Source organism: Corynebacterium sp. HMSC074A01 (assembly GCF_001831515.1).
Taxonomy (GTDB): Bacteria; Actinomycetota; Actinomycetes; order Mycobacteriales; family Mycobacteriaceae; genus Corynebacterium.
This window is the reverse complement of the sequence record NZ_KV825630.1, coordinates 80770-102320: the sequence shown is the minus strand read 5'-3', so window position 1 is coordinate 102320 and position 21551 is coordinate 80770. Positions and strand designations below refer to the sequence as shown.

Annotated in this window: 17 protein-coding genes and 2 tRNA genes (1 of these 19 running past the window's edge); 16 read left to right on the top strand and 3 right to left on the bottom strand. The window is 66.2% G+C overall.

The genetic code is table 11. The features are described from left to right. Nucleotides 1-151: 151 nt before the first annotated feature. Nucleotides 152-1531, bottom strand: a complete 1380-nt coding sequence (locus tag HMPREF2550_RS10165) for a mechanosensitive ion channel family protein (RefSeq protein WP_070790933.1) — start codon at nt 1529-1531, stop codon at nt 152-154. Between the two features lie 367 nt (nt 1532-1898). Here HMPREF2550_RS10165 and HMPREF2550_RS10160 point away from each other — a divergent pair, with 367 nt between their 5' ends. From HMPREF2550_RS10160 to ilvC, 3 genes are all read left to right on the top strand, one after another. Continuing rightward, a complete protein-coding gene (locus HMPREF2550_RS10160) occupies nt 1899-3707 on the top strand; it encodes an acetolactate synthase large subunit (protein WP_246819813.1) in 1809 nt (602 codons plus the stop codon). Further along, nucleotides 3708-4229 (top strand): acetolactate synthase small subunit, encoded by a 522-nt coding sequence (ilvN, locus tag HMPREF2550_RS10155; RefSeq protein WP_070764821.1) that lies wholly within the window; start codon nt 3708-3710, stop codon nt 4227-4229. A 101-nt stretch (nt 4230-4330) separates the two neighbouring features. Beyond that, on the top strand, nt 4331-5344 hold the full coding sequence (gene ilvC, locus HMPREF2550_RS10150) for a ketol-acid reductoisomerase (protein WP_070764822.1): 1014 nt from the start codon (nt 4331-4333) through the stop codon (nt 5342-5344). Between the two features lie 70 nt (nt 5345-5414). On the opposite strand, the gene HMPREF2550_RS10145 is transcribed toward ilvC, so the two are convergent. Continuing rightward, a complete protein-coding gene (locus HMPREF2550_RS10145) occupies nt 5415-5915 on the bottom strand; it encodes a hypothetical protein (protein ID WP_070790931.1) in 501 nt (166 codons plus the stop codon). A gap of 131 nt (nt 5916-6046) precedes the next feature. On the opposite strand from HMPREF2550_RS10145, the gene HMPREF2550_RS10140 reads away from it, so the two are divergent. The 9 genes from HMPREF2550_RS10140 (at nt 6047) to HMPREF2550_RS10100 (ending at nt 17303) form a co-directional block, all read left to right on the top strand. Further along, the gene (locus tag HMPREF2550_RS10140) at nt 6047-6943 is read left to right on the top strand and encodes a cation diffusion facilitator family transporter (protein WP_070764824.1); all 897 of its coding nucleotides are present in this window, start codon (nt 6047-6049) and stop codon (nt 6941-6943) included. A 21-nt stretch (nt 6944-6964) separates the two neighbouring features. Continuing rightward, on the top strand, nt 6965-8722 hold the full coding sequence (locus HMPREF2550_RS10135; protein ID WP_070790930.1) for a DUF262 domain-containing protein: 1758 nt from the start codon (nt 6965-6967) through the stop codon (nt 8720-8722). Beyond that, nucleotides 8712-9566, top strand: a complete 855-nt coding sequence (locus HMPREF2550_RS10130; RefSeq protein ID WP_070790929.1) for a hypothetical protein — start codon at nt 8712-8714, stop codon at nt 9564-9566. Before HMPREF2550_RS10135 ends, HMPREF2550_RS10130 begins: the two co-directional genes overlap by 11 nt. Nucleotides 9567-9652: 86 nt before the next feature. Further along, nucleotides 9653-11236: a phosphoglycerate dehydrogenase gene (gene serA, locus HMPREF2550_RS10125; protein ID WP_070764827.1), complete on the top strand. Its 1584-nt coding sequence runs from the start codon at nt 9653-9655 to the stop codon at nt 11234-11236. Between the two features lie 111 nt (nt 11237-11347). Further along, entirely contained in the window at nt 11348-12364 is a 1017-nt protein-coding gene (locus HMPREF2550_RS10120; protein ID WP_070764828.1) for a 3-isopropylmalate dehydrogenase, read from the top strand. Between the two features lie 131 nt (nt 12365-12495). Then, nucleotides 12496-13992 carry a cell wall-binding repeat 2 family protein gene (locus HMPREF2550_RS10115; protein ID WP_070790928.1) on the top strand — a complete coding sequence of 499 codons (1497 nt, stop codon included), beginning with the start codon at nt 12496-12498 and terminating at the stop codon, nt 13990-13992. A 41-nt stretch (nt 13993-14033) separates the two neighbouring features. After that, nucleotides 14034-15902, top strand: coding sequence for a DUF294 nucleotidyltransferase-like domain-containing protein (locus tag HMPREF2550_RS10110; RefSeq protein ID WP_070790927.1), 1869 nt, complete (start codon nt 14034-14036; stop codon nt 15900-15902). 1 nt (nt 15903) lies between these two features. Further along, a complete protein-coding gene (locus HMPREF2550_RS10105; protein WP_070790926.1) occupies nt 15904-16473 on the top strand; it encodes a 3'-5' exonuclease in 570 nt (189 codons plus the stop codon). A 38-nt stretch (nt 16474-16511) separates the two neighbouring features. After that, nucleotides 16512-17303 (top strand): fumarylacetoacetate hydrolase family protein, encoded by a 792-nt coding sequence (locus HMPREF2550_RS10100; RefSeq protein WP_083317185.1) that lies wholly within the window; start codon nt 16512-16514, stop codon nt 17301-17303. Nucleotides 17304-17316: 13 nt separating this feature from the next. On the opposite strand, the gene HMPREF2550_RS10095 is transcribed toward HMPREF2550_RS10100, so the two are convergent. Continuing rightward, the gene (locus HMPREF2550_RS10095) at nt 17317-18465 is read right to left on the bottom strand and encodes an isochorismate synthase (RefSeq protein WP_070790925.1); all 1149 of its coding nucleotides are present in this window, start codon (nt 18463-18465) and stop codon (nt 17317-17319) included. A gap of 103 nt (nt 18466-18568) precedes the next feature. Here HMPREF2550_RS10095 and HMPREF2550_RS10090 point away from each other — a divergent pair, with 103 nt between their 5' ends. The 4 genes from HMPREF2550_RS10090 to HMPREF2550_RS12400 form a co-directional block, all read left to right on the top strand. After that, a complete protein-coding gene (locus HMPREF2550_RS10090; RefSeq protein ID WP_141760588.1) occupies nt 18569-19609 on the top strand; it encodes a CE1 family esterase in 1041 nt (346 codons plus the stop codon). Nucleotides 19610-19666: 57 nt separating this feature from the next. Continuing rightward, a complete protein-coding gene (gltX, locus tag HMPREF2550_RS10085) occupies nt 19667-21157 on the top strand; it encodes a glutamate--tRNA ligase (protein WP_083319895.1) in 1491 nt (496 codons plus the stop codon). Nucleotides 21158-21383: 226 nt separating this feature from the next. Then, nucleotides 21384-21455: transfer RNA gene (locus HMPREF2550_RS10080), tRNA-Gln, on the top strand. 36 nt (nt 21456-21491) lie between these two features. Continuing rightward, nucleotides 21492-21551 (top strand) — tRNA-Glu (locus HMPREF2550_RS12400) (it continues 131 nt past the right edge of the window).

The window sequence follows — 21551 nt, the reverse complement described above, 5'->3', positions numbered from 1 at the left end:
ACGATGGCGATGCCGGCGCGGTCCTGGGCGATTAACGCGTCTACGAGGTTCATGGCCCCCACAATAAACACCCGCAACCTGCGCAAACAAGCAAATGTGAGAAGTATTCCACTTTCGGCTCAAAAGGGAACCGGAGGCCCAAAACGTGCGTCTAATAGGGTTCGGTGTTTTCAGCGGCAGACTCGGTGGGCTGGGTCTCTACGCTCTGCGGAGTCATCTCGGTGGAGGGTGGCACCTCCGTCGTCGGGACGGTGGTGGACGTCGGAGAAGGCGTGGAAAACTGCGTTGTCACCTCGCTGGAGTACGTGGGCTCGGTGGCGTAGGTGGGCTCCTCGGGCACGTAGGTTGGCGCGACGGCGGACTCCGTGACGGAAGTGCTGGAGCGGGCCGGTGGCGCGAGGAACCCACTGTTCGCCTCGCTCTCCTCGCCGGGCTGGACCATGAAGCCGCGGATGAGCAGCAGCACTGCGAACACCACGAGCAGGGCAAAGGTGGACACTCGCATGAGCCCGTCGAGGAGGCCTTTCGGGCTGGAGGACTCGGTGTCTTCATCATCCTCGGGTTCCAAGATTCGCGTCGGGGGTTCGGCGGCGGGGTCTTCCTCCGGGTTGGGGCTGTGGTGTACGGCCGGGGCCACCGCCGTGGCTTCGGGGTCGGCGGGGGAGGGGGAGAGTGTGCCGTCGATAGTCGCGGCGGAGCCGTATTCCTCCCAGAACTCGTTGAGGATGGCCAGGCGGATGGCGCGCTCGATCATCCACTGGCTCAAGGGCTCGACCTTGACCATGAAGCGCATGTCCACGGTCCACGGCGAGCCGACGGTGGCGGGCGGGTGAATGTCCACGGCCGGGTGGACCTGGAGGTCTGCCTGCACTTTCGGCGCGATCTCCGGGGCGGCGAGCGCCTTGCGGGTGGCGCGCTCGGAGCGGGCAACTACCTCTTCGGCGGAGGAGGAACCGAGCAGCGGCACGGGGATGACCACCAGCGCGTTCGACCAGCTATTGGACTGGTTGATGCACACGCGCGCGGTGGAGTTGGGGATGGAGATCGTCGCCTGCTCGATCGTGCGGATCTGGGTGGCGCGCATAGTCAGCTGGATCACGTCGCCGGAAACGTCGACGCCGTTGCCTTGGAAGGTGACGTAGTCGCCGACGCCGTACTGCTTCTCCGTGAGGATGAAGAAGCCGGCGAGGAAGTCCGCGATGATGTTCTGCGCACCGAAACCGATCGCGGCCGAGACCACGGTGGCGGGGATCGCCGCCCCGGCGAGTGAGAACCCAATCTGCTGCAGGGCGAAGAGCAGGAGGAGGAAGTAGGCGATGATCTCGCCGATGTAGACGCCCGCGCCGACGAGCGCGAGGCGCGTTTTGCCTTCATCGGCGGACCCAGCACGTGCAACTTGGCGCTCGAAGTAGCGGTTGATGAATCTGCCCGCGCGGGGCACGAGCAGCGCGGCAGCGCACAGAAGTGCGAGGTTGATGCCGGTTTCGGCAATCCAGTGCCACAACTCGATGAGGATGTACTTGAAGGGCATAGTGCAGTCGAGTGTAGTCCTGCTGCCGCCGGAGCACGTCGTGAAAACCCGGCCAAAACGCCCCAAAGAGTGGGATGTGAATTTTAATCAGTGAAATTGCCCCTCACGACTGTGAGGTTGTGTAAGGTAAGCCACATGATCAACCAGCGACTAGTAGTACGAATTCCCACGCGGCGCTTGCCGTAGCGGGTTCGTTTTTCTACGCCGCTGAAACAACAAGCGCCCTCGACAGCACGCACCGTGCTGATTCGGGGGCTTTTGTTTTGATCGACCTTCTGACCGACATTTTTCACCCAAGGAGCTTGGAATCGTGGCAGCCTCACAGGAGCCCCCGACAAAGAACTCGCAACCGATCGCGCCGGAACGCATGACAGGCGCGGACGCGGTAGTGCGGAGCCTCGAGGAACTAGGAACCCGGGTCGTGTTCGGGTTGCCGGGTGGTGCGGTGCTCCCGCTTTACGACGCCCTCTTTGCCGCCAAGAAGCTACGCCACGTCCTCGTGCGCCACGAGCAGGGCGCAGGTCACGCCGCCGAAGGCTACGCCGTGGCCTCCGGCGAGGTCGGCGTCTGCCTGGCCACCTCCGGCCCGGGCGCAACCAACCTGGTCACCGCGATCGCGGATGCCTACCTGGACTCGGTGCCGATGATCGCGCTCACAGGCCAGGTCGGTTCGCCGCTGATCGGCACGGACGCCTTTCAGGAGGCCGATATCCGCGGCATCACCATGCCGATTACGAAGCACAACGTCATGGTCACCGACGTCGAGGACATCCCGCGCGCGATCGCCGCGGCGCACCACCTGGCCACCACGGGTCGCCCGGGCCCGGTGCTGGTGGACATCCCGAAGGACGTCCAGGCCGCGGAGTTCGAGTTTTCCTGGCCGCCGGAGGTTGATCTGCCCGGCTATAAGCCGAACGTGAAGCCGCACAACCGCCAGATCGCGCAGGCGGCGAAGATGGTCGCGGCGTCGAAGCGCCCGGTGCTCTACATCGGCGGTGGCGTGGTCAAGGCTGGCGCGCACGAGGAGCTGCTCGCGTTCGCCGAGCGCACCGGCGTGCCGGTGGTGACCACCTTGATGGCGCTCGGTGCGTTCCCGCAGTCGCACCCGCTCTACATGGGTATGCCGGGCATGCACGGCTCGGTGCCTGCGGTCGGCGCGCTGCAGGAGTCCGACCTGCTCATCGCGATCGGCACGCGTTTCGACGACCGCGTCACCGGCGATACCTCCACGTTCGCCCCGCACGCGAAGACGATCCACGCGGATATCGACCCGGCGGAGGTCGGCAAGATCCGCGAGGCGGACGTGCCGATCGTCGGCGACGCCAAGCGAGTCCTGGCGCAGTTGACGGAGGCATTTAGGGACGAGAAGAGGAATGCGCCGCCGTCGATAAGCAGCTGGATCGCACGCCTCAACTCGCTCAAAGAGCGCTTCCCCCGCGGCTACGACCCGCAGCCTGACGGCAAGCTTTCGCCGCAGTTCGTCATTGAGACGCTGTCGAAGACGGTGGGGCAGGACGCGATCTACGTCTCGGGCGTGGGCCAGCACCAGATGTGGTCGGCGCAGTTCCTGGACTTTGACAAGCCGCGGCACTGGATCAACTCCGGCGGTCTGGGCACCATGGGCTTCTCCGTCCCGGCGGCGCTCGGCGCGAAGGCCGGCTGCCCGGACAAGGAGGTCTGGGCGATTGACGGCGACGGCTGCTTCCAGATGACCAACCAGGAGCTGACCACCGCCGCGATGGAGGGCTTCCCGATCAAGGTCGCGCTGATTAATAACGGCAACCTCGGCATGGTGCGCCAGTGGCAGACGCTGTTTTACGACGGCCACTACTCCCACACCAAGCTCGGTGGGGAGGAGGTCTACGTGCCGGACTTCGTCAAGCTGTCTGAGGCGCTCGGCGCGGAGGCGATCCGCGTGACGAAGGAGGAAGAGGTCGTGCCCGCGATTAAGAAGGCGCGCGAGATCAATGATCGCCCGGTCGTCGTCGAGTTCATCGTCGGCGAGAACGCGCAGGTGTGGCCGATGATCGCGGCCGGTGCCTCCAACTCGGACATGCAGTACGCACTCGGCATGCGCCCGTTCTTCGACATGGAAGAATCTGCGGGCGAGACCCCGGAGGCGATTAGCGAAACCATCGATGCGCTCGACAACCAGCCCGCACAGGAGGAAAAGTAAATGCCACAGCAAGAACCCATTACCCGCAATACGCTTTCGGTGCTGGTGCAGGATGTCGACGGCATTATCACCCGCGTGACGGCGCTGTTTACGCGCCGCGGCTACAACCTGGTCTCGCTGGTATCCGCGAAGACGGAGACCGAGGGGATTAACCGCCTGACCATCGTGGTGGACGCCACCGAGTACGCCATCGAGCAGATCACCAAGCAGCTGCACAAGCTGATCCAGGTGATCAAGGTGCTGCGGCTGGAGGACGACTCGATGATCGCGCGCCAGCTGCTGCTGGTGAAGGTCGCCACGACGAACCAGAACCGCCCGCAGGTGGTGGACGCGGCGAATATTTTCCGCGCCCGCATCGTGGACGTTTCGCCGGAGTCGGTGGTCATCGAGGCCACTGGTTCCTCCGACAAGCTCAAGGCGTTTCTCGAGCTCATGGATACGTTCGGCATCAAGGAGCTGGCGCGCTCCGGCAACCTCGCGCTCAATCGCGGGCCGAAGACGATGGCTCCGTCGAAGAACTAAGCAATCGCTTTTCGACGCCGCGTTTTCCCCACAACCCACGGCACTTGTGCCATAATATGAAATAGCTGTCTCATAGAATAGGAAAGGTGAGTGTTCCACTCATGGCTATTGACGTGTTTTACGACAACGACGCAGACCTGTCCATCATCCAGGGCAAGAAGGTTGCCGTCATCGGTTATGGCTCCCAGGGCCACGCCCACGCGCAGAACCTGCGCGAGTCCGGCGTAGAGGTCGTCGTCGGCCTGCGCGAGGGCTCCAAGTCCGCGGCGAAGGCGAAGGAAGCCGGCTTTGAGGTTAAGACCAACGCCGAGGCTGCCGCATGGGCCGACGTGATCATGTTGCTGGCCCCGGACACCTCCCAGGCCGAGATCTTCCGCAACGACATCGAGCCGAACCTGAAGGACGGCGACGCGCTGTTCTTCGGCCACGGTCTGAACATCCACTTCAAGCTGATCGAGCCGGCCGACACCGTCACCATCGGCATGGTCGCGCCGAAGGGCCCGGGTCACCTGGTCCGCCGCACCTACGTCGACGGCAAGGGCGTGCCCTGCCTGATCGCCATCGAGCAGGACCCGCAGGGCAACGGCCGCGACCTGGCCCTGTCCTACGCGGCCGCCATCGGTGGTGCCCGCGCCGGCGTTATCCCGACCACCTTCGAGGCCGAGACCGTCACCGACCTCTTTGGTGAGCAGGCAGTGCTCTGCGGTGGCCTGGAAGACCTGATCATGAAGGGCTTCGAGGTGCTTGTCGAGGCTGGCTACGAGCCGGAGATGGCCTACTTCGAGTGCCTGCACGAGATGAAGCTGATCGTCGACCTGATCTACGAGGGCGGCATCGCCAACATGAACTACTCCGTGTCTGACACCGCGGAGTTCGGTGGCTACCTCTCCGGCCCGCGCGTCATCGACGAGGGCGCCAAGGACCGTATGCGCGACATCCTCAAGGACATCCAGTCCGGCGAGTTCACCAAGCGTCTGGTCGCCAACGTCGAGGGCGGCAACAAGGAGCTCGAGGGTCTGCGCGCCAAGGTTGCGGAGCACCCGATTGAGAAGACCGGTGCACAGCTGCGCGACATGATGAGCTGGGTGAAGAACCCGCTCAACGAGACCGCGTAAGTCTTTTTACGCAAGAAAGCGGCCGCCGCGAGGAACCTTCCTCGCGGCGGCCGCTGTGTTGTGTGGCGGCTTAGTTCTCGCCGGTGACTGCCTCAGCTGCGTCACTTGCAGCGTCGCCGACGGCGTCGGTGGCGTCCTCGAGCGCCTCGCCAGCCTGCTCAGTGGCGGTGGCGGCTGCGTCGCCGACCTGCTCGGTCAGATCGGTGCTCTCGGTCTCGGCCGGTGCCTCAGCGGGCTCGCCTTCCTCGGCGGCACTCTCAGCGCCACCCACCGTGACGGTCTCCTGGCTGGTCTCGGTGGCGACGGTGGAGGTCTCGGTCACTGCCGTGTCGCCCTCGTCGTCGCTGCCGCCGTTGAAGAGGCCGAGCAGCAGCCAGACGAGCAGCAGCGCGACCAGGATGCCCAGCAGCCACTTCCACCAGCCGCCGCCGTTGCCGCCGGCGGCAGCTTCGGTCTCCTCGGCGGTGACAGCGGTGGAACCTGCGGTCTGCTCTGTGGCAGTCGCGGGCATTACCTTGGTCTCGTCGGTTTCGCCTGCGTCGCGGTTTGGGTTCGGCTGAGAAGTAGTCATAAGCGTGTCCTTTCGCTCGAGTAATTCAACCTCCCACCGTAACAAAAGCCGCCCGAGCGTGCCCGAATCCGCCCGCTGGTACCCGTTTTCATTTAGTTGTCAATAACGGTTTGCGGTCGTACGCTAAAGACATGGCACACGAGCATCACCACCACGACCACGACCACTCCAGCACGCCGCTGCGCGCACTTGCGATCGCGCTGACGATTACCGGCACCGTGTTCTTCGCGGAGCTGGTCGGCGGCTGGTTGGCTGGCTCGATGGCGCTGATGGCCGATGCGATGCACATGCTTTCCGACGCCGCAGGGTTGATCATTGCGGTGATCGCGGTGTTGGTTGGGCGTCGACAAGCATCGGCCCAGGCCACGTACGGCTACCGGCGGGTGGAGGTGCTTGCGGCGCTGGCGAACGCGGTGATGGTGCTGGCGATTTCGGTGTGGATTGTCGTCGAGGCGGTGCGCCGCCTGCAGAGCCCGGCTGAGGTGCAGGGCACAACGATGCTGGTCATCGCGGTAATTGGCCTGGTGGCGAACGCGGCGTCGGCGTGGGTGCTGAACCGGCACCGCGAGTCGTCGATCAACGTTGAGGGCGCGTTTTTGCACGTGCTGGTGGATATGCTTGGCTCGGTGGCGGTGATCGTGGCCGGCATCGTGGTGCTGACCACCGGGTTCGTGGCGGCGGACGTGATCGCTTCCCTGGTGATTGCGGCGATGGTGCTGCCGCGTGCGTGGCAGCTCATGCGGCTGTCGGCGAGCGTGCTGCTCGAGCAGGTCCCAGAGGGCTTCGACGTCAGCGTGGTAGAGCCCGCGCTTCGGCAGGTCGACGGCGTCGCCGACATTCACGACCTGCACCTGTGGAGTCTGGACGGCGTCAGCGTGCTGGCGACCGTGCACATTGTCCGCGACGGCACCGTCGGCACCGGCCCGCTGCTGGATGCGGCCCAGCACGCCCTGCGCGAACACGGCATTGAGCACTCCACCATCCAGATCGAGCAGCCGGAGCACGAATCCCACGAGACGGTTTGCTGATTCTGTTCTAGTGTTGGGGCCATGGGATTTACCACGCCGAGCTACTCCTTAAAAGCCCTCTTCGCCCGCGCCGAGCGCGGCGAGCTGCAGCTGCCCGATTTCCAACGCGAATACATTTGGGACGTCGACCGCGTCCGCACACTCGTGACCTCCGTACTGCGCGGATACCCGGTCGGATCCTTCCTCGCGCTCGATACCCGGAACGCACCGATGCGCTTCCGCCCGCGCCCGCTCGAGGGTTTGCGCCCGGGCGACCGTGAGCCGGGGCTGTTGCTTCTCGACGGGCAGCAGCGCCTCACCTCCCTCTACCACGCCTTCAAGGGCGACGGGGTCATCCCTTCGCTTGATTACCTCGGCCGGCGCATCGAGCGCCGCTTCTTTGTCGACGTGCGCGCGGCGGTGTCGGCAGACCCGATGCCGGTGGAGTCCGTCTTCGCCGTGGACTTGGACGGGCAGGTGCGCTCGCACTTCGGCCCGCAGATCGACGGCGGGATCACCTCGCGTGCCGACATGCTCACCCACGGCGTGGTGCCGATCTCGACGCTGCTCTGGAAGGAAGGCGCAGACCTGCTCATCGACCTGGCCGCGGAGTCGGAGGACCCGGGGATGCGGGAGGCGGTCAAGGCCTTCCAGCACAGCGTGCTGCGCTGGCTGCCGGCCTATGATGTGCCGGTGATTCGCATCGACCGCGAGACTTCGCAGATCGGGGTCGGCCAGATTTTTGCGCACGCGAACTCCGCGGGCGTGCAGATGGACGTCTTCGAGCTGCTCACGGCCGTGTTCGCCTCGGAGGACCCGGAGTTCCACCTAGGCGAGCACTTTGCGGCCCAGGAGGCGCGTCTGCGCGAGTACCCGGCGCTGGACAACATCGGCCGCATTGAGTACCTGCGTGCCCTGTCGCTCCTACTCACCAGTAGGGAGGGCCACGCGGTGGGGCACCGGGGCGACATCTTGAACATCTCGCTTTCGCAGTACCTCGACCACGCCGAGGAGCTCACCGACGCCTTTGTTGCCGCCGCGGAGTTCTTGGCGGAGCGCTGCATTTTGGGCGTCGACCAGGTGCCGTACGCGGCTCAGATCGTGCCGCTGGCCACGATCCTGGCACGCCTTGCCGAGGACCCGGCGGTGCTGGAGCAGCAAGAGGCGAAGGATCGGCTCAACCGCTGGTTCTGGTCTGGCGTGTTCGGCGAGCTCTACGGGGCGCACGCGCCGTCGATTCGCGCAGGCCTGGACGTCACCCAGGTCACGCCTTGGGTGCGGGGAGAGACGGACGCGGTGCCGCGCACGGTCACGGACGCGAGCTTCGCGGAGTCGAGGCTGCATACGGCGACTGCGGAAAGCGGCGTCTACCGCGGCCTGTACGCGCTGTTGATGGCACGTGGCGCGCTGGATTGGCGCACTGGCAGGCCCTTTACCCGCGAGACAATTGGCGAGTTGCTACCGCGTTTCCACACGGTTTTCCCGCGCGAGTTCTGCCTGGCCGCGGGTGCAGACGAGCAGTTGGCTGACTCGGTGCTCAACCGCACGCCGATGGGCCGGCGCACCGACGTAGTCATGGAGAACAACGAACCGAAGCGCTACCTGCCGCGCTTGCAGTCGAAGTCGCTGATGGACGACGCGGAGTTCGACGCGATGCTCCGCGGCCACGAGATCCGCCCGGCCGACCTGCTCAATTCTGACTGGGAGGGCTTTATCAACTTCCGACGTGAGCACTTCGTCGGCATCATCGAGTACGCACTGGATAAGGCTGTCGTGCGCGACGTGCGAGATGCAGAATAGGTTTCGCGGCATCGCCGCCGCGCTGTGCGCGTGTGCGCTGGCGCTCGGCGGCTGCGCGGAGGAGACCGAGCAGTCCCCGCTGGAGAAGGCACGCACTGCGAACCAGTCGCGCCACGTCGCGGCGTTCTTCGACGACCGCCCGGTCGTCCTCGATGACACGAACGGTCTGGTCAGCTCCGAGTACTTCTTCGTCAGCTCGGAGACGCTCGTGGTGAGTGACCAGACGGTGGAGGCGCAGTTACGCGCGGCGTCGATAGCCGCCTATGCGCACGCGCCGATGCTTGTCTACGACGCGCAGCACCACGCTCAGGTGATCCAGGAAACCGAGCGCCTCAAGGCGCACACGGTGCTCACGGTCGGTGACGTGCCCATTGCGCCGCTCTCCGGTGAAGTGAGAGTGAACCGCGACCCGGGCGGGCTCGAGGCGCTGGGGAAAATGACGTCGGTGCGCTTCCGCGAGCGCGCGGTGCAGGATCCGGCGCGGGCGCAGCGCGCCGTGGCGGAGCTGAATACAACGCAACCGACCTGGCTGAACGCGTCGTGGGCGCAGCCGGTGGTCAAGCCGAACGCGAAGGCGCAGCCCTTCCCGGTGCACTCGCGGCGCGACGCAGACATGGCGCCGCAGGTGGTGGCGACGGGGGAGACTTCGATCGCCTCGATCGCGAATGCGCGGGCGTACGGGGCGGCGGTGGCGTATGTGGATGATCCGGATCCGCGGGCGTCGGAAAGCACACTGCTCGCGATGGCCGGGCTGGCGGACGCGCCGCTGGTGCTGCTGGGCACGCAGTTTGGCCGGGCGATCGATATTCCGCAGCGTATTATGCAGGCGGAAGAAAATTATTAGCCGAGAATTGCAGACAGCGGGGTCTATTCGGGCTAGAATGGCGCGCGTACCTATTGAGATATTGAAATGCACAGGAGTCGATTCCAGTGTCCAAACCGGTCGTGCTGATCGCTGACAAACTGTCCCAATCCACCGTCGAAGCGCTCGGAGACGCAGTCGAGGTGCGCTGGGTCGACGGGCCGAACCGCGAGGAGCTCCTCGCTGCGGTCCCGGAGGCTGACGCGCTGCTCGTGCGCTCCGCAACGACCGTCGACGCCGAGGTCATCGCGGCCGCGAAGAACCTGAAGATCATCGGGCGCGCGGGCGTGGGCCTGGACAACGTGGACATCCCTGCCGCCACCGAGCGCGGCGTGATGGTCGCGAACGCCCCGACCTCGAACATCCACTCCGCCTGTGAGCACGCGATCGCGCTGCTGCTGGCCACCGCGCGCCAGATCCCGGCCGCGGACGCGACGCTGCGCAACGCCGAGTGGAAGCGCTCCTCCTTTAAGGGCGTGGAGATCTATGGCAAGACCGTGGGCATTGTCGGCTTCGGCCACATTGGGCAGCTGTTCGCGCAGCGCCTGAGCGCGTTTGAGACGAACGTCATCGCGTACGACCCCTACGCTAACCCCGCCCGCGCGGCGCAGCTCGGCGTGGAGCTCGTCGAGCTGGAGGAGCTCATGGGCCGCGCTGACTTCGTCACCATCCACCTGCCGAAGACGAAGGAAACCGCGGGCATGTTCAACGCGGACCTGCTGTCGAAGGCCAAGGAGGGCCAGATCCTCATCAACGCCGCCCGCGGTGGGCTGGTGGATGAGCAGGCGCTTGCCGACGCCATCGTGAACGGCCCCATCCGCGGCGCCGGCTTCGACGTCTACGCTTCCGAGCCGTGCACCGACTCGCCGCTGTTCGCCCTGGACGAGGTCGTGGTGACCCCGCACCTCGGCGCGTCCACCGTGGAGGCGCAGGACCGCGCCGGCACCGACGTCGCCGACTCGGTGCTCAAGGCGCTGGCGGGCGAGTTCGTCGCAGACGCGGTCAACATCACCGGCGGCCGCGTCGGCGAAGAGGTAGCCCGCTGGCTGGACCTGGCCCGCAAGCTCGGCCTGATCGCCGGCGAGCTGCTCGACGAGGCACCGGTCTCCCTCAAGGTCACCGCACGCGGCGAGCTGTCGACCGAGCAGATCGACTCGCTCGGCCTGTCTGCGGTGCGCGGGCTGTTCTCCGGCATCGTGGATGAGCCGGTCACCTTTGTCAACGCGCCGCAGATCGCCGAGTCCCGCGGGCTGACCTACTCGGTGGAGACGCAGACCGAGGCGCGTGCGCACCGCAGCGCGCTCGAGGTGCAGATCGTCTCCAGCACCGGCGAGACGGTCACCGTCGTCGGCGCGCTGACCGGCCTGGAGGGCGTGGAGAAGATTGTGCGCATCAACGGCCGCGGTCTGGACATGCGCGCCGAGGGTCGCAACCTGTTCTTCCGCTACACCGATGCACCGGGCGCGCTGGGCACGGTGGGCTCCAAGCTCGGTGCTCAGGGCATCAACATCGAGGCCGCGGCACTGACGCAGGCCGAGAAGGGTGACGGCGCGATCCTGATCCTGCGCGTTGAGTCCGAGGTGCCGGACGCGCTCGTGGACGAGATCGCCGAGGCACTCGGCGCGTCTGCGCTGCAGGTGGTCCTGGACTAACCCCGCGCGATTTCGCCCCCGCACCGACAACATGGTGCGGGGGCACACTTTTGCCTGCGTGGGCTGCTACACTCACAGACAAGTCCATCAGGTGAGAAAGGAATCTCAAAAATGAAGATCGCAGTGATTGGCGGCGACGGCATCGGCACCGAAGTCATGGCCGAAGGCTTGAAGGTGCTCTCCGCGGTGCGCGACGACGTGGAAACCACCGACTACGACCTCGGTGCGCGCCGCTACCTGCGCAACGGCGAGCTGCTTACCGACGCCGACCTGGACAGCCTGAAGGCACACGACGCGATCCTGCTCGGCGCGATCGGCGACCCGGCGAACGTGCCCGCCGGTGTGCTCGAGCGCGGCCTGCTGCTGCCGCTGCGCTTCAAGCTGGACCACTACGTCAACCTGCGTCCCTCGCGCCTGTACCCGACGTCGACGAGCCCGCTGGCCAACCCCGGCGAGATCGACTTCGTAGTCGTGCGCGAGGGCACCGAGGGCCTGTACGCGGGCAACGGCGGCACGCTGCGCCAGGGCACGGTGCACGAGGTGGCCTCCGAGGTCAGCCAGAACACCTACTTCGGTGCCGAGCGCGTGGTGCGCTACGCCTTCGAGCTGGCCATGACGCGCCGCAAGAAACTCACGCTCGTGCACAAGACGAACGTGCTGGTCAACGCCGGTGGCCTGTGGCAGCGCGTGGTGGACGAGCTGGCGCAGGAGTTCCCGGAGGTGGAGGTGGATTACAACCACATCGACGCCGCGACGATCTACATGGTCGACGACCCGGCCCGCTACGACGTGATCGTCACCGACAACCTCTTCGGCGACATCCTCACCGACCTCGCCGGCGCGGTCACCGGCGGCGTGGGCCAGGCCTGCTCCGGCAACATCAACGCCGCGGGCGAGTTCCCCTCCATGTTCGAGCCGGTGCACGGTTCCGCGCCGGATATCGCTGGGCAGGGGATCGCCGACCCGACCGCGATGATCCTGTCGGTGGCCATGATGCTGCGCTTCCTTGGCGACGAGGACAACGCCGCGCGCATCGAGCAGGCCGTCGAGGCCGACGTCGCCGCGCGTGGCGACGGCCCGGTGTCCACGACCGAGGTCGGCGACCGGATCGTCGCCGCGCTGCAGTAGCCGCTTGCATGCGCATGCCCCGCCCCGTGCGGGGCTTTTCCCGTTTTTAGTGCAGGCGGATCGCCCTGCAGCGGCGGCGGGGCCGTAGAATTGTGAAAATCATGTGACCGTAGAGAAAGGTGCCCGTCAGTATGCGATTGCAGACCTCCCGCGCCAGGGTCGTCAGCGCCTGCGCGTTGATCGCCGCACTCGTGATGACCGTGCTCGGCCTTACCGGCGCGTTCCAGCAGGTGTCGGGTTCTCCGGAGGCTGCGGGCGAGCAGGCGCGGCTTGCCACCGACGGTTCTGAGGTCATCGCGGACGCGGACGGCACCGGCGTGGAGGTCTCCAAGCTGCTTTTCGACGCCGCCGACACCGTCGTGGTGGCGGGACCCAAGCGCGAGGACCAGCTCCGCGCCGCAGGCATCGCGGTGGAGCGCGGCGTCCCGCTGCTCACGCGCTGGCCGAACACGGATGCGGCCGTCGACGAGGAGATCACTCGCCTGGGTGCCGAGACCGTGATCGAGGTGCCCGGCGAGGACGCGGAGGCAGACGAGGTCGCGCCGGTGGACAGCCCCGCGCCGGAGCAAGATGCCGAGTCGATCGCCGCGCTCGACGCACCGAATGCCCAAGACAGGCAGCTTCCGCCGATGCTGGCGAGCCCGCAGACCTCCCGGGCCGCGGCGGCGACGGCACGAGCGGCAGGTGCCGAGATTGAGGTGGTTGCGGCACCGGATCCGCGGGCGACGTCGACAAGCATGCGCACCGTGGCCGAGCAGGACACGCTCGCGCTCGGACGGCAGTGGGGCACGACCGAGGATTTCCGCTCGCGCATCGAGCTGGCAGCCAACGGCGAGCTGCCCGGCGGCGGTGGGCTGGTCTTCCCGGGTCGGCGCATGATCGCGCTGTACGGGCACGCGTTCGCGCCCGAGCTGGGTATCATGGGCGAGCAGCCGCCGGCGGAGGCCGCCGCGCTGGCGAAGGAGTATGCGGAGAAGTACCACCCGCTTGCCGACGAGCCCGTGATCCCCGCCTTCGAGATCATCGTGACCGTGGCGTCGAACTCGCCGGGCGAGGACGGCGACTACTCCAACGAGGCCGACCCGGCAGAGGTCGTGCCGTACATCGACGCCATTACCGAGGCCGGCGGCTACGCGGTCATCGACCTGCAGCCGGGCCAGGGCGACTTCCTGCACCAGGTCAGGCTGTACGAGGAGCTGCTCAAGCGGCCCAACGTTGGGCTCGCGCTGGATGCGGAGTGGAAGCTCAATCCGGGCGAGGAGCCGCTCTCGCGCGTCGGGTCAGCGACCGCGGAGGAAATCAACGTGGTGGCGGACTGGCTGGCCGCGTTTACCCGCGAGCACAACCTGCCGCAGAAGGCGTTCGTGCTGCACCAGTTCCAGCTCGGGATGTTCCCCTACCGCGAGAACATCCGCACCGACCACGACGAGCTGGCCTACGTCCTGCACGCCGACGGGCACGGCACGCCGGGGCAGAAGTTTGAGACCTGGAACCTGCTGCGCAAGGACCTCGACCCGGGCTTCTACATGGCCTGGAAGAACTTCATCGACGAGGACGAGCCGACGTTTAGCCCGGAGCAGACCTTCAACGACGTCTCGCCGCGCCCCTGGTTTGTGAGCTACCAATGAAACACCCACATTTGTGCGTCATCTCACGCTAATGTTGGGGCATGAGCGTCGAACTTGAAGAGGTCAGCGGCTTCCTTGCCGAGCACGAGCCCTTCTCACACCTACCCGAAGAGGAGCTCGCCGCGCTGCCCGCGCAGATGGGTATTACCTACGTGCGCCGCGGCACCACGGTCGTGGGCCTCGGCGAGCCGAACGATACGCTGCACATCATCCGCTCGGGGGCGATCGACATCGTCGCCGAGGACGGTCTGCTGCTTGATCGGCGCGACGCGGGCAAGAACTTCGGCTACTCCACGCTCGTCGGCGAGCGCGAGTCGCAGTACACCATGACCGCCGTGGAGGACTGCGTGCTGCTGCTCCTCCCGCGCGAGACGTTTGCGCAGCTTTTGGAGGCACATCCGGACCTGGAGCGCTTCTTCCAGTCCGCGTCGCGTCGCGTAGCGGCTGCGGCTGAGGAGGTGCGCGATTCCGGTTCGGCGCAGGTGCTGCGTACCCGGCTCGCGGAACTCATCCGCGGCCGCGAGTTGCGCACCATCACACCCACGACCCCGATCGCGGAGGCGGCGGCCGCGATGGATCGCCACCGCGTGACCTGCCTGATCGTTGACGGGGACGAGCCGGGGATCGTCACCGACCGCGACCTGCGCTCGCGCGTGGTGGCTCGGCGTGTGGACCCGGACCGGCCGGTGGCCGAGATCATGACGTCCCCGGTGCGTTCGATCGCTGGGTCCTCGCTTGTCTTCGAAGCGATGCTGCTGATGGGCGAGGCAGGCATCCACCACCTGCCGGTGGAAGGCGAGCACGGCATCGAGGGGATCGTGACCTCCTCCGACATCATGCGCCTTTTGCAGGCCGACCCGATCTACCTCGCCGCCGACGTGGAGCGCGCGAGTTATGAGGAACTCGAGGGCGCGTACGGGCGGGCGGCGCAGGTGGCGATGCGCTTTTACGAGCGCGGGGCCTCGGCCACCGAGTCGCAGCGGATCCTCACCTCGATCGCGGACGGGATCGCGCGGCGGCTGTGCACGCTCGCCATCGAGAAGCTCGGGGACCCACCGGTGCCCTTCGCGTTCGTCGCGGTCGGCTCCCAGGCGCGCAGAGAGATGGGGCCGGCCTCCGACCAGGACAACGCGCTGGTGCTGGACAACGCCTTCGACCTGGAGGCGCACGGCGCGTACTTCGCCGAGCTGGGCCGCTTCGTCTCCGAGGGCCTCGGTCACGCTGGGCAGGCGCTGTGTCCAGGCGACATGATGGCCGCCAACGACGCCTGGCGCATGACGCAGGCGGAGTGGGAGCGCACCTTCCACGGCTGGGTCACCGCGCCCGATCCGGACGCGCTGTTGCACGCCCAGGTCTTCTTCGACTTCCGTACCATCTTTGCGTCCGACGCCGCGGCCGAGACCGCGGCCCGCGAGGTCCACGACGCGGCGCTCGCCTCCGCCCGCGGCTCGCGCCGACTGCACACGCACCTGGCCGCGCTGGCCACGTTCCGCGAGCCGCCGATTGGGTTCTTCCGCGGCCTGGTCGTCGAGCGCAGCGGCGAGTACGCCTCCACCTTGGACATCAAGCGTGGCGGGACCGCGGCGGTGGTGCAGATGGCGCGGCTGTACTCGATCGTTTCGGGGGTGGGTGAGGTGGATACGGTGGCGCGTATTGTGGCGTCGAGAAGCGAGCCGGGCGCGATCATCTCGGCCAAGGGCGCGGACGACCTGCTCGGTGCCTACGAGTACCTGGCTGACCTGGTGATGAAACACCAGGCGAGGCAGCTGCGTGCCGGCGAGCGGCCGGATTACCACATCGACCCGAAGCAACTCAGCGAGCGCGACCGGGCGGCGCTGCGCGACAGTTTCCGCGTGATCAAGTCGCTGCAGAACGCGCTGGCGAACAAGTACCCGGTGCGGGCGGTGTGAGATGTTTTTCGGGACGCGCGCGAAGCGCAGGCAGCTTATCGACGACGCGCTGCTGGCCGTCGACGTCGAAACCACCGGCCTCAAACCCGGCCGTGATGCGTTGGTCGCCGTCGGCTGGGTGCCGGTCAACGGCAACGTGATCGACCTGGGCGGGGCGCAGCACCACGTGCTGGCCGGTGCGGAGGTGGGGGACTCCGCGACCATCCACGGGATCACCGACGACGAGGTCTCAGCGCGCGGTGAGGACCCCGCGCAGGTGTGGGAGGCCTTTGTGCGCGCCATCGAGGGGCGGAAGCTGCTCGCGCACTTTGCGCAGATGGAAACGGGTTTCCTCGGCCAGTTGGCTACGGAGGTGCGCGGGAAGCGCTGGGCGCTGCATGAATCGGAGGTGATTGACACGATGACGATGGAGCGACGCCACATGGAACGCATGGGCACCTACCCGCGCGGCGAGGACCTCCGGCTGCCGCGCGTGCGCCAGCGCTATGGGCTGCCGCGGTACACCAATCACGGGGCGCTCACAGACGCGATTGCGTGTGCTGAGCTTTACCTTGCGCTAGCTAGTGAGTGATGTGTCACTTCGCGATACGCTTCGGTATGCTCTTGCCTATGCGTTTTGGACGAATTGCAACACCTGAAGGGATGACGTTCGCCGTCATCGACGAAGCGGGGGAGGTAGCCAAGGCAATCGCCGGCACCCCGTACACCGAACCCGAATACACCGGAAAAGAGTACAAGCTGGAGGACGTGCGCCTGCTCGCGCCGACGCTGCCCAGCAAGATCGTGGCGGTGGGCCGCAACTACGCGGACCACGTCGCCGAGGTGTTCAAGGAGTCGGCAGAGCACCTGCCGCCGACCATCTTTATCAAGCCGCCGACAGCGGTCGTCGGGCCGGGCGCGCCGATTCGTATCCCGGACTTCGCCACCGGCGTGGAGTTCGAGGGCGAGCTCGCCGTCGTCATCGGCGTGCCCTGCAAGAACGTCAAGGCTAAGGACTGGAAGTCGGTGGTGCGCGGCGTGACCATCATCAACGACGTGTCCTCGCGCGACCTGCAGTTTTCCGACGGCCAGTGGGCGCGCGCCAAGGGTATCGACACCTTCGCCCCGCTCGGCCCCTGGATCGAGACGGACCTGGACAAGTTCGACTTCTCCGACCTGCCGATCAAGGCGCACTTGACCCACGACGGCAAGACCGAGACGAAGCAGGACTCCAACTCCAAGCAGATGATCATGAACATCGGCGAGATGATCGAGTGGGTCACTCAGTCGTTCACCCTCCTGCCGGGCGACGTCATGGCTACCGGCTCCCCGGCCGGTACTGCCGAGATGGTGCCGGGCGACTTCATCGAGGTGGAGATCCCGGGCATCGGCAGCCTGGGCAACCCGGTCGCTCGGGCCTAAACCGGCCCGAGTATCAAAGACCAAGCGCGCGCATGATGGTGCGCAGCTTGGCGCTGGTCTCGTCCAGCTCCGCCTGGGGGTCGGAGCCGAGGACGAGGCCGCCGCCCGCCCAGGTGCGGGCGCTTGTGCCGGAGGCATCGACCTCGGCGCAGCGGATCGCCACCATGTACTCGCCGTCGCCGTTGTTTTCGGTGTAGCCGACCGCGCCGGCGTAGAAGCCGCGGTCGGTTTCCGCGGTGGTGATCAGCGCCTCGGCGGCCTCGGGCGGCGTGCCGCAGACGGCCGGGGTGGGGTAGAGCCGCAGCGCGAGGTCGAGCGCGGTGGGCGCGGGGTCCTTGAGCTCGCCGCGGATGGGGGTGGCCAGGTGCCACATCTCGCTGGTCTTTTCGATCTGGGGGCGCTCCGGAATTTCCAGGCGGGTGCACAGCGGGGCGAGGATGCCGCGGATGTGCTCGACGACGTAGGCGTGCTCGTCGAGATCCTTCGCCGAGTTGTAGAGCGCTTTGGCTGCGGCCTCGTCGGCTTCGCGGTCGTGCGGGATGCGCGCGGCAGAACCCGCCAGCGGGTGCGAAGCAACCTCCATGCCGCGCCGCTTGACCAGCACCTCAGGTGAGGAGCCGACGAAGAAGTTGCCGGGGCGGCCGGCTGGGGTCAGATCGGCGATGAAGCCGTCGCGGGTGTAGGAGAGGTCGATAAGCCGCGCCGCGACGAGGCGCGGATCCACCGGCGGATCGAAGGCGATGTCCACCGCGCGGGCGAGGACCACTTTGTCCAGTTTGGAGGCCTCGATCGTGCCGAGCGCTGCCTCGATCCGGCGCAGGTGCTCCTGGGGAGCGGGGTCGTAACTGGTCACGGAAGCGGAGAGGCGTGAGCCGGGTCCGACGCGGTAGTACGGGTGCGGCTCGAGCGTGCCGGATTCGCGCACGATGGTCTCCGGCACCGTGAGTGCGGCGGGGCAGTTTTGGTCGAAGGGCAGCGCGCCGACGACCATGTCGACCCCGCCGGCCTCGATTGCGTCGATGGCGGCGAAGGCATCGGAAAACTGGCGCACCGAGCCCTGCGTGCGCACGGAGCCGTGGGCGCGGGACAGTAGGAAGTCCGGGGCGCTTGCGGGGCGTCCGTGATCAGGGGCGGGCGAGTTGTGCGCGGGGGTCTGCGGCATAAGGGGAGACTTTAGCAACCGCGAAATATACAGCAACTGTGGGGCAGTTCCATGCGAACTGGCAGCAACTTGCAAGGGGAGTAATGTGACATAAGTGAAAATTGTGAAAACTCTTGCAGGTGGCCTTGTTGCCCTGCTGTTGGTCACTCAGGCCACCCCGGCTGCTGCTCAAGATCTGTCCTCAACGCTCGATGGGCAGGTCAACGCAGCGATGGAGAGCGCGAACAACGCTGTCAATGACGCGGTGCGCAACGCGAATGCGGAATGGAACAAATTTGTCCGCATGGCCAATGAGTCTCTGCCGCCCGGCTCTTCGCTGCCGCACAACCCGCTTCCTGCACCGAAAGTGCCAGGGGTGCAAGCGTGGGCACCGCAGGCAAAAGCCCCGATTGCCCCGGGCCGCAACGGGGAGATCGTCGGCGCGGGCCGCAGCTACCTCGTGTGGGTGCCTGCCAACTACAACCCGGCCCGCCCGACGCCAGTGATGGTGGGGTACTCGGCATACCAGGACTCCACGGAGAATTTCCGCAACTACTCGCGGTTGCGTGAGTCCGCGGTGGGGCAGAACGCCATCATCGTCTACCCGCGCGCCATCGGGGCGTCGTGGGAGGGTTCGCCGACGGCTGTGACCCGCCCGGGCCAGGACATCCGCTTCGTTCGCGCAATGATCGACGATGTGCAGCGCTACTACAACATCGACCGCCGCCGCATTTACGCCACCGGCATGTCCACCGGTGGTGGGATGGCAGCGGTCTCGGCCTGCCATATGGCAGACCTTTTTGCAGGCGTGGCGGGTGTGTCTGGAGCGTACTATGCGCCGGTCAACCGTGACTGCCAGTCCATCCCGGTCGCCTTTATGGCGGTCCACGGCACGGGGGACACACTCACGCCCTACCACGGCACGGTCCGCCGCGGGGAGCGCGTGCTGCCGGTGCCGGCGATGTTCGCCTCCTACGAGCGCCGCAACCGCTGCGCTGGCGGCATCAACCGCGCCCCGGTCGGGCCGAACGTCACCCGCGTGTCCGCGCGCGGCTGCGCCAAGGGTGTGCAGGTGATCCAGGTGCACGGCTCGAACCACTACTGGTGGTACTCGCCGTCCGCCGCAGATGAGCTGTGGTGGTTCCTGTCGCGGCACGCGAAGTAGGGGAGGCGGTGGGCGTCGAAAAGCGACTGCCCGCACGTAGGGGCTACTATTTACCCCATGACTGAATCTGCAATGCGAGTACGTTTTTGCCCATCGCCCACTGGCACCCCGCACGTCGGGATGGTGCGCACCGCCCTGTTTAACTGGGCGCAGGCGCGGCACAGCGGCGGCACGTTTGTCTTCCGTATCGAGGACACTGACGCCGCCCGCGACTCCGAGGAGTCCTACAAGGCCATCATCGAGTCGCTTGAGTGGCTCGGCCTGACCTGGGACGAGGGGATCAACGTGGGCGGCCCGCACGAGCCGTACCGCCAGTCGCAGCGCATGGACATCTACAAGGAGGTCCTAGACAAGCTGATTGAGGCCGGCGAGGTCTACCCGGCGTACTCCACCAACGAGGAAGTGCAGGAGCGCCACAAGGCCGCCGGGCGCGACCCGCAGCTGGGCTACGACAACTTCGACCGCGACCTCACCCAGGAGCAGATCGACGCATTCGAGGCAGAGGGCCGCAAGCCCGTGTGGCGCCTGCGCATGCCGGACCAGGACTGGACCTGGAACGACCTCGTGCGTGGCGAGGTGACCTTCAAGTCGGAGACGCAGCCGGACTTCGTGGTCGCCCGCTCCAACGGGGCCCCGCTGTACACCCTGGTCAACCCGGTCGACGACGCGCTGATGGGCATCACCCACGTCCTGCGCGGCGAGGATCTGCTTTCCTCCACCCCGCGCCAGATCGCGCTCTACGCGGCACTGCAGCGCATTGGCATCACCGACTTCACGCCCGAGTTCGCGCACCTGCCGTTCGTGATGGGGCAGGGCAACAAGAAGCTGTCCAAGCGCGACCCGGAATCGAACCTGTTCAACCACCGGGATGCCGGCATCATTCCGGAGGGCATGATCAACTACCTCGCGCTTCTGGGCTGGTCGCTGTCCGCGGACCAGGACATCTTCTCCGTCGACGAGTTCGTCAAGGCCTTCGACGTTTCAGACGTGCTTGGCAACCCCGCGCGCTTCGACCAGAAGAAGCTCGAGGCGATCAACGCGGATCACATCCGCCTGCTCGAGCCCGAGGACTTCCGCGATCGCCTGCGCGCCTACCTCACCGAGTACACCGATTTCCCGGCCGATTACCCGGCGGAGAAGTTCGCCCTGGCCGCCGAGCTGGTGCAGACCCGCATCAAGATGCTTGGCGACGCCTACGGGCTCCTCAAGTTCCTCGTCACCCCAGATTCCGAGCTCGAGCTCAATGAGAAGGCCGCCCGCAAGAACCTCAAGGAGGATGCGGTCGAGGCGCTCGATGAGGGTATTGCGGCGCTTGAGGCCATCGACGAGTCTGAATGGGCCACCGACGCCATCGACGCCGCGCTCAACGAGGCACTCATCCAGAAACTCGAGCTGAAACCGCGTAAGGCCTTCGGCGCCCTGCGCGTCGGCGTGTCCGGCGAGCAGGTCTCCCCGCCGCTGTTCGAGTCCATGGAGCTTCTGGGCAAGGAGTCCACGCTCACGCGCCTGCGTGCCGCCCGCGCGGTCACGCCTTACGCAGCTGAGTAAGGTTTTCGCTTCTCGCTCGCTTCTCGACGCCCGCGTGCTCGTGTTGGCACGCGGGCGTCGTCGTCTTTGAGCACACTTACAACGGCGTCATTTTAACGCCTAAAAAGCGGCGATACGCAGGCGATTTGGTATGTATTGTACCTTCTGGTTATAGTAATCATCGTTGTTCAGAGCGAGCAAGGAAAAACTTCACAAAGAGTTTACTCCGGTAAGCACTGAAAAACGATGGCCTATGGTGTAATTGGCAACACAACGGTTTCTGGTACCGTCATTCTTGGTTCGAGTCCAGGTAGGCCAGCAACAGAACTTCACAAAAGTTGTTCTGTGTCCTAATGCCCCGTTCGTCTAGCGGCCTAGGACGCCGCCCTCTCACGGCGGTAACACGGGTTCAAAT

Excerpts from the sequence above, each read along its gene's own strand:
- HMPREF2550_RS10165 (WP_070790933.1), bottom strand. The coding sequence starts at position 1,531 with ATGCCCTTCAAGTACATCCTCATCGAGTTGTGGCACTGGATTGCCGAA.
- HMPREF2550_RS10110 (WP_070790927.1), top strand. The coding sequence starts at position 14,034 with ATGAGCGTCGAACTTGAAGAGGTCAGCGGCTTCCTTGCCGAGCACGAG.
- HMPREF2550_RS10135 (WP_070790930.1), top strand. The coding sequence starts at position 6,965 with ATGGGATTTACCACGCCGAGCTACTCCTTAAAAGCCCTCTTCGCCCGC.
- HMPREF2550_RS10095 (WP_070790925.1), bottom strand. The coding sequence starts at position 18,465 with ATGCCGCAGACCCCCGCGCACAACTCGCCCGCCCCTGATCACGGACGC.
- HMPREF2550_RS10100 (WP_083317185.1), top strand. The coding sequence starts at position 16,512 with ATGCGTTTTGGACGAATTGCAACACCTGAAGGGATGACGTTCGCCGTC.
- HMPREF2550_RS10105 (WP_070790926.1), top strand. The coding sequence starts at position 15,904 with ATGTTTTTCGGGACGCGCGCGAAGCGCAGGCAGCTTATCGACGACGCG.
- HMPREF2550_RS10120 (WP_070764828.1), top strand. The coding sequence starts at position 11,348 with ATGAAGATCGCAGTGATTGGCGGCGACGGCATCGGCACCGAAGTCATG.
- HMPREF2550_RS10115 (WP_070790928.1), top strand. The coding sequence starts at position 12,496 with ATGCGATTGCAGACCTCCCGCGCCAGGGTCGTCAGCGCCTGCGCGTTG.
- HMPREF2550_RS10145 (WP_070790931.1), bottom strand. The coding sequence starts at position 5,915 with ATGACTACTTCTCAGCCGAACCCAAACCGCGACGCAGGCGAAACCGAC.
- ilvC (WP_070764822.1), top strand. The coding sequence starts at position 4,331 with ATGGCTATTGACGTGTTTTACGACAACGACGCAGACCTGTCCATCATC.
- ilvN (WP_070764821.1), top strand. The coding sequence starts at position 3,708 with ATGCCACAGCAAGAACCCATTACCCGCAATACGCTTTCGGTGCTGGTG.
- HMPREF2550_RS10140 (WP_070764824.1), top strand. The coding sequence starts at position 6,047 with ATGGCACACGAGCATCACCACCACGACCACGACCACTCCAGCACGCCG.
- HMPREF2550_RS10160 (WP_246819813.1), top strand. The coding sequence starts at position 1,899 with ATGACAGGCGCGGACGCGGTAGTGCGGAGCCTCGAGGAACTAGGAACC.
- HMPREF2550_RS10130 (WP_070790929.1), top strand. The coding sequence starts at position 8,712 with ATGCAGAATAGGTTTCGCGGCATCGCCGCCGCGCTGTGCGCGTGTGCG.
- gltX (WP_083319895.1), top strand. The coding sequence starts at position 19,667 with ATGACTGAATCTGCAATGCGAGTACGTTTTTGCCCATCGCCCACTGGC.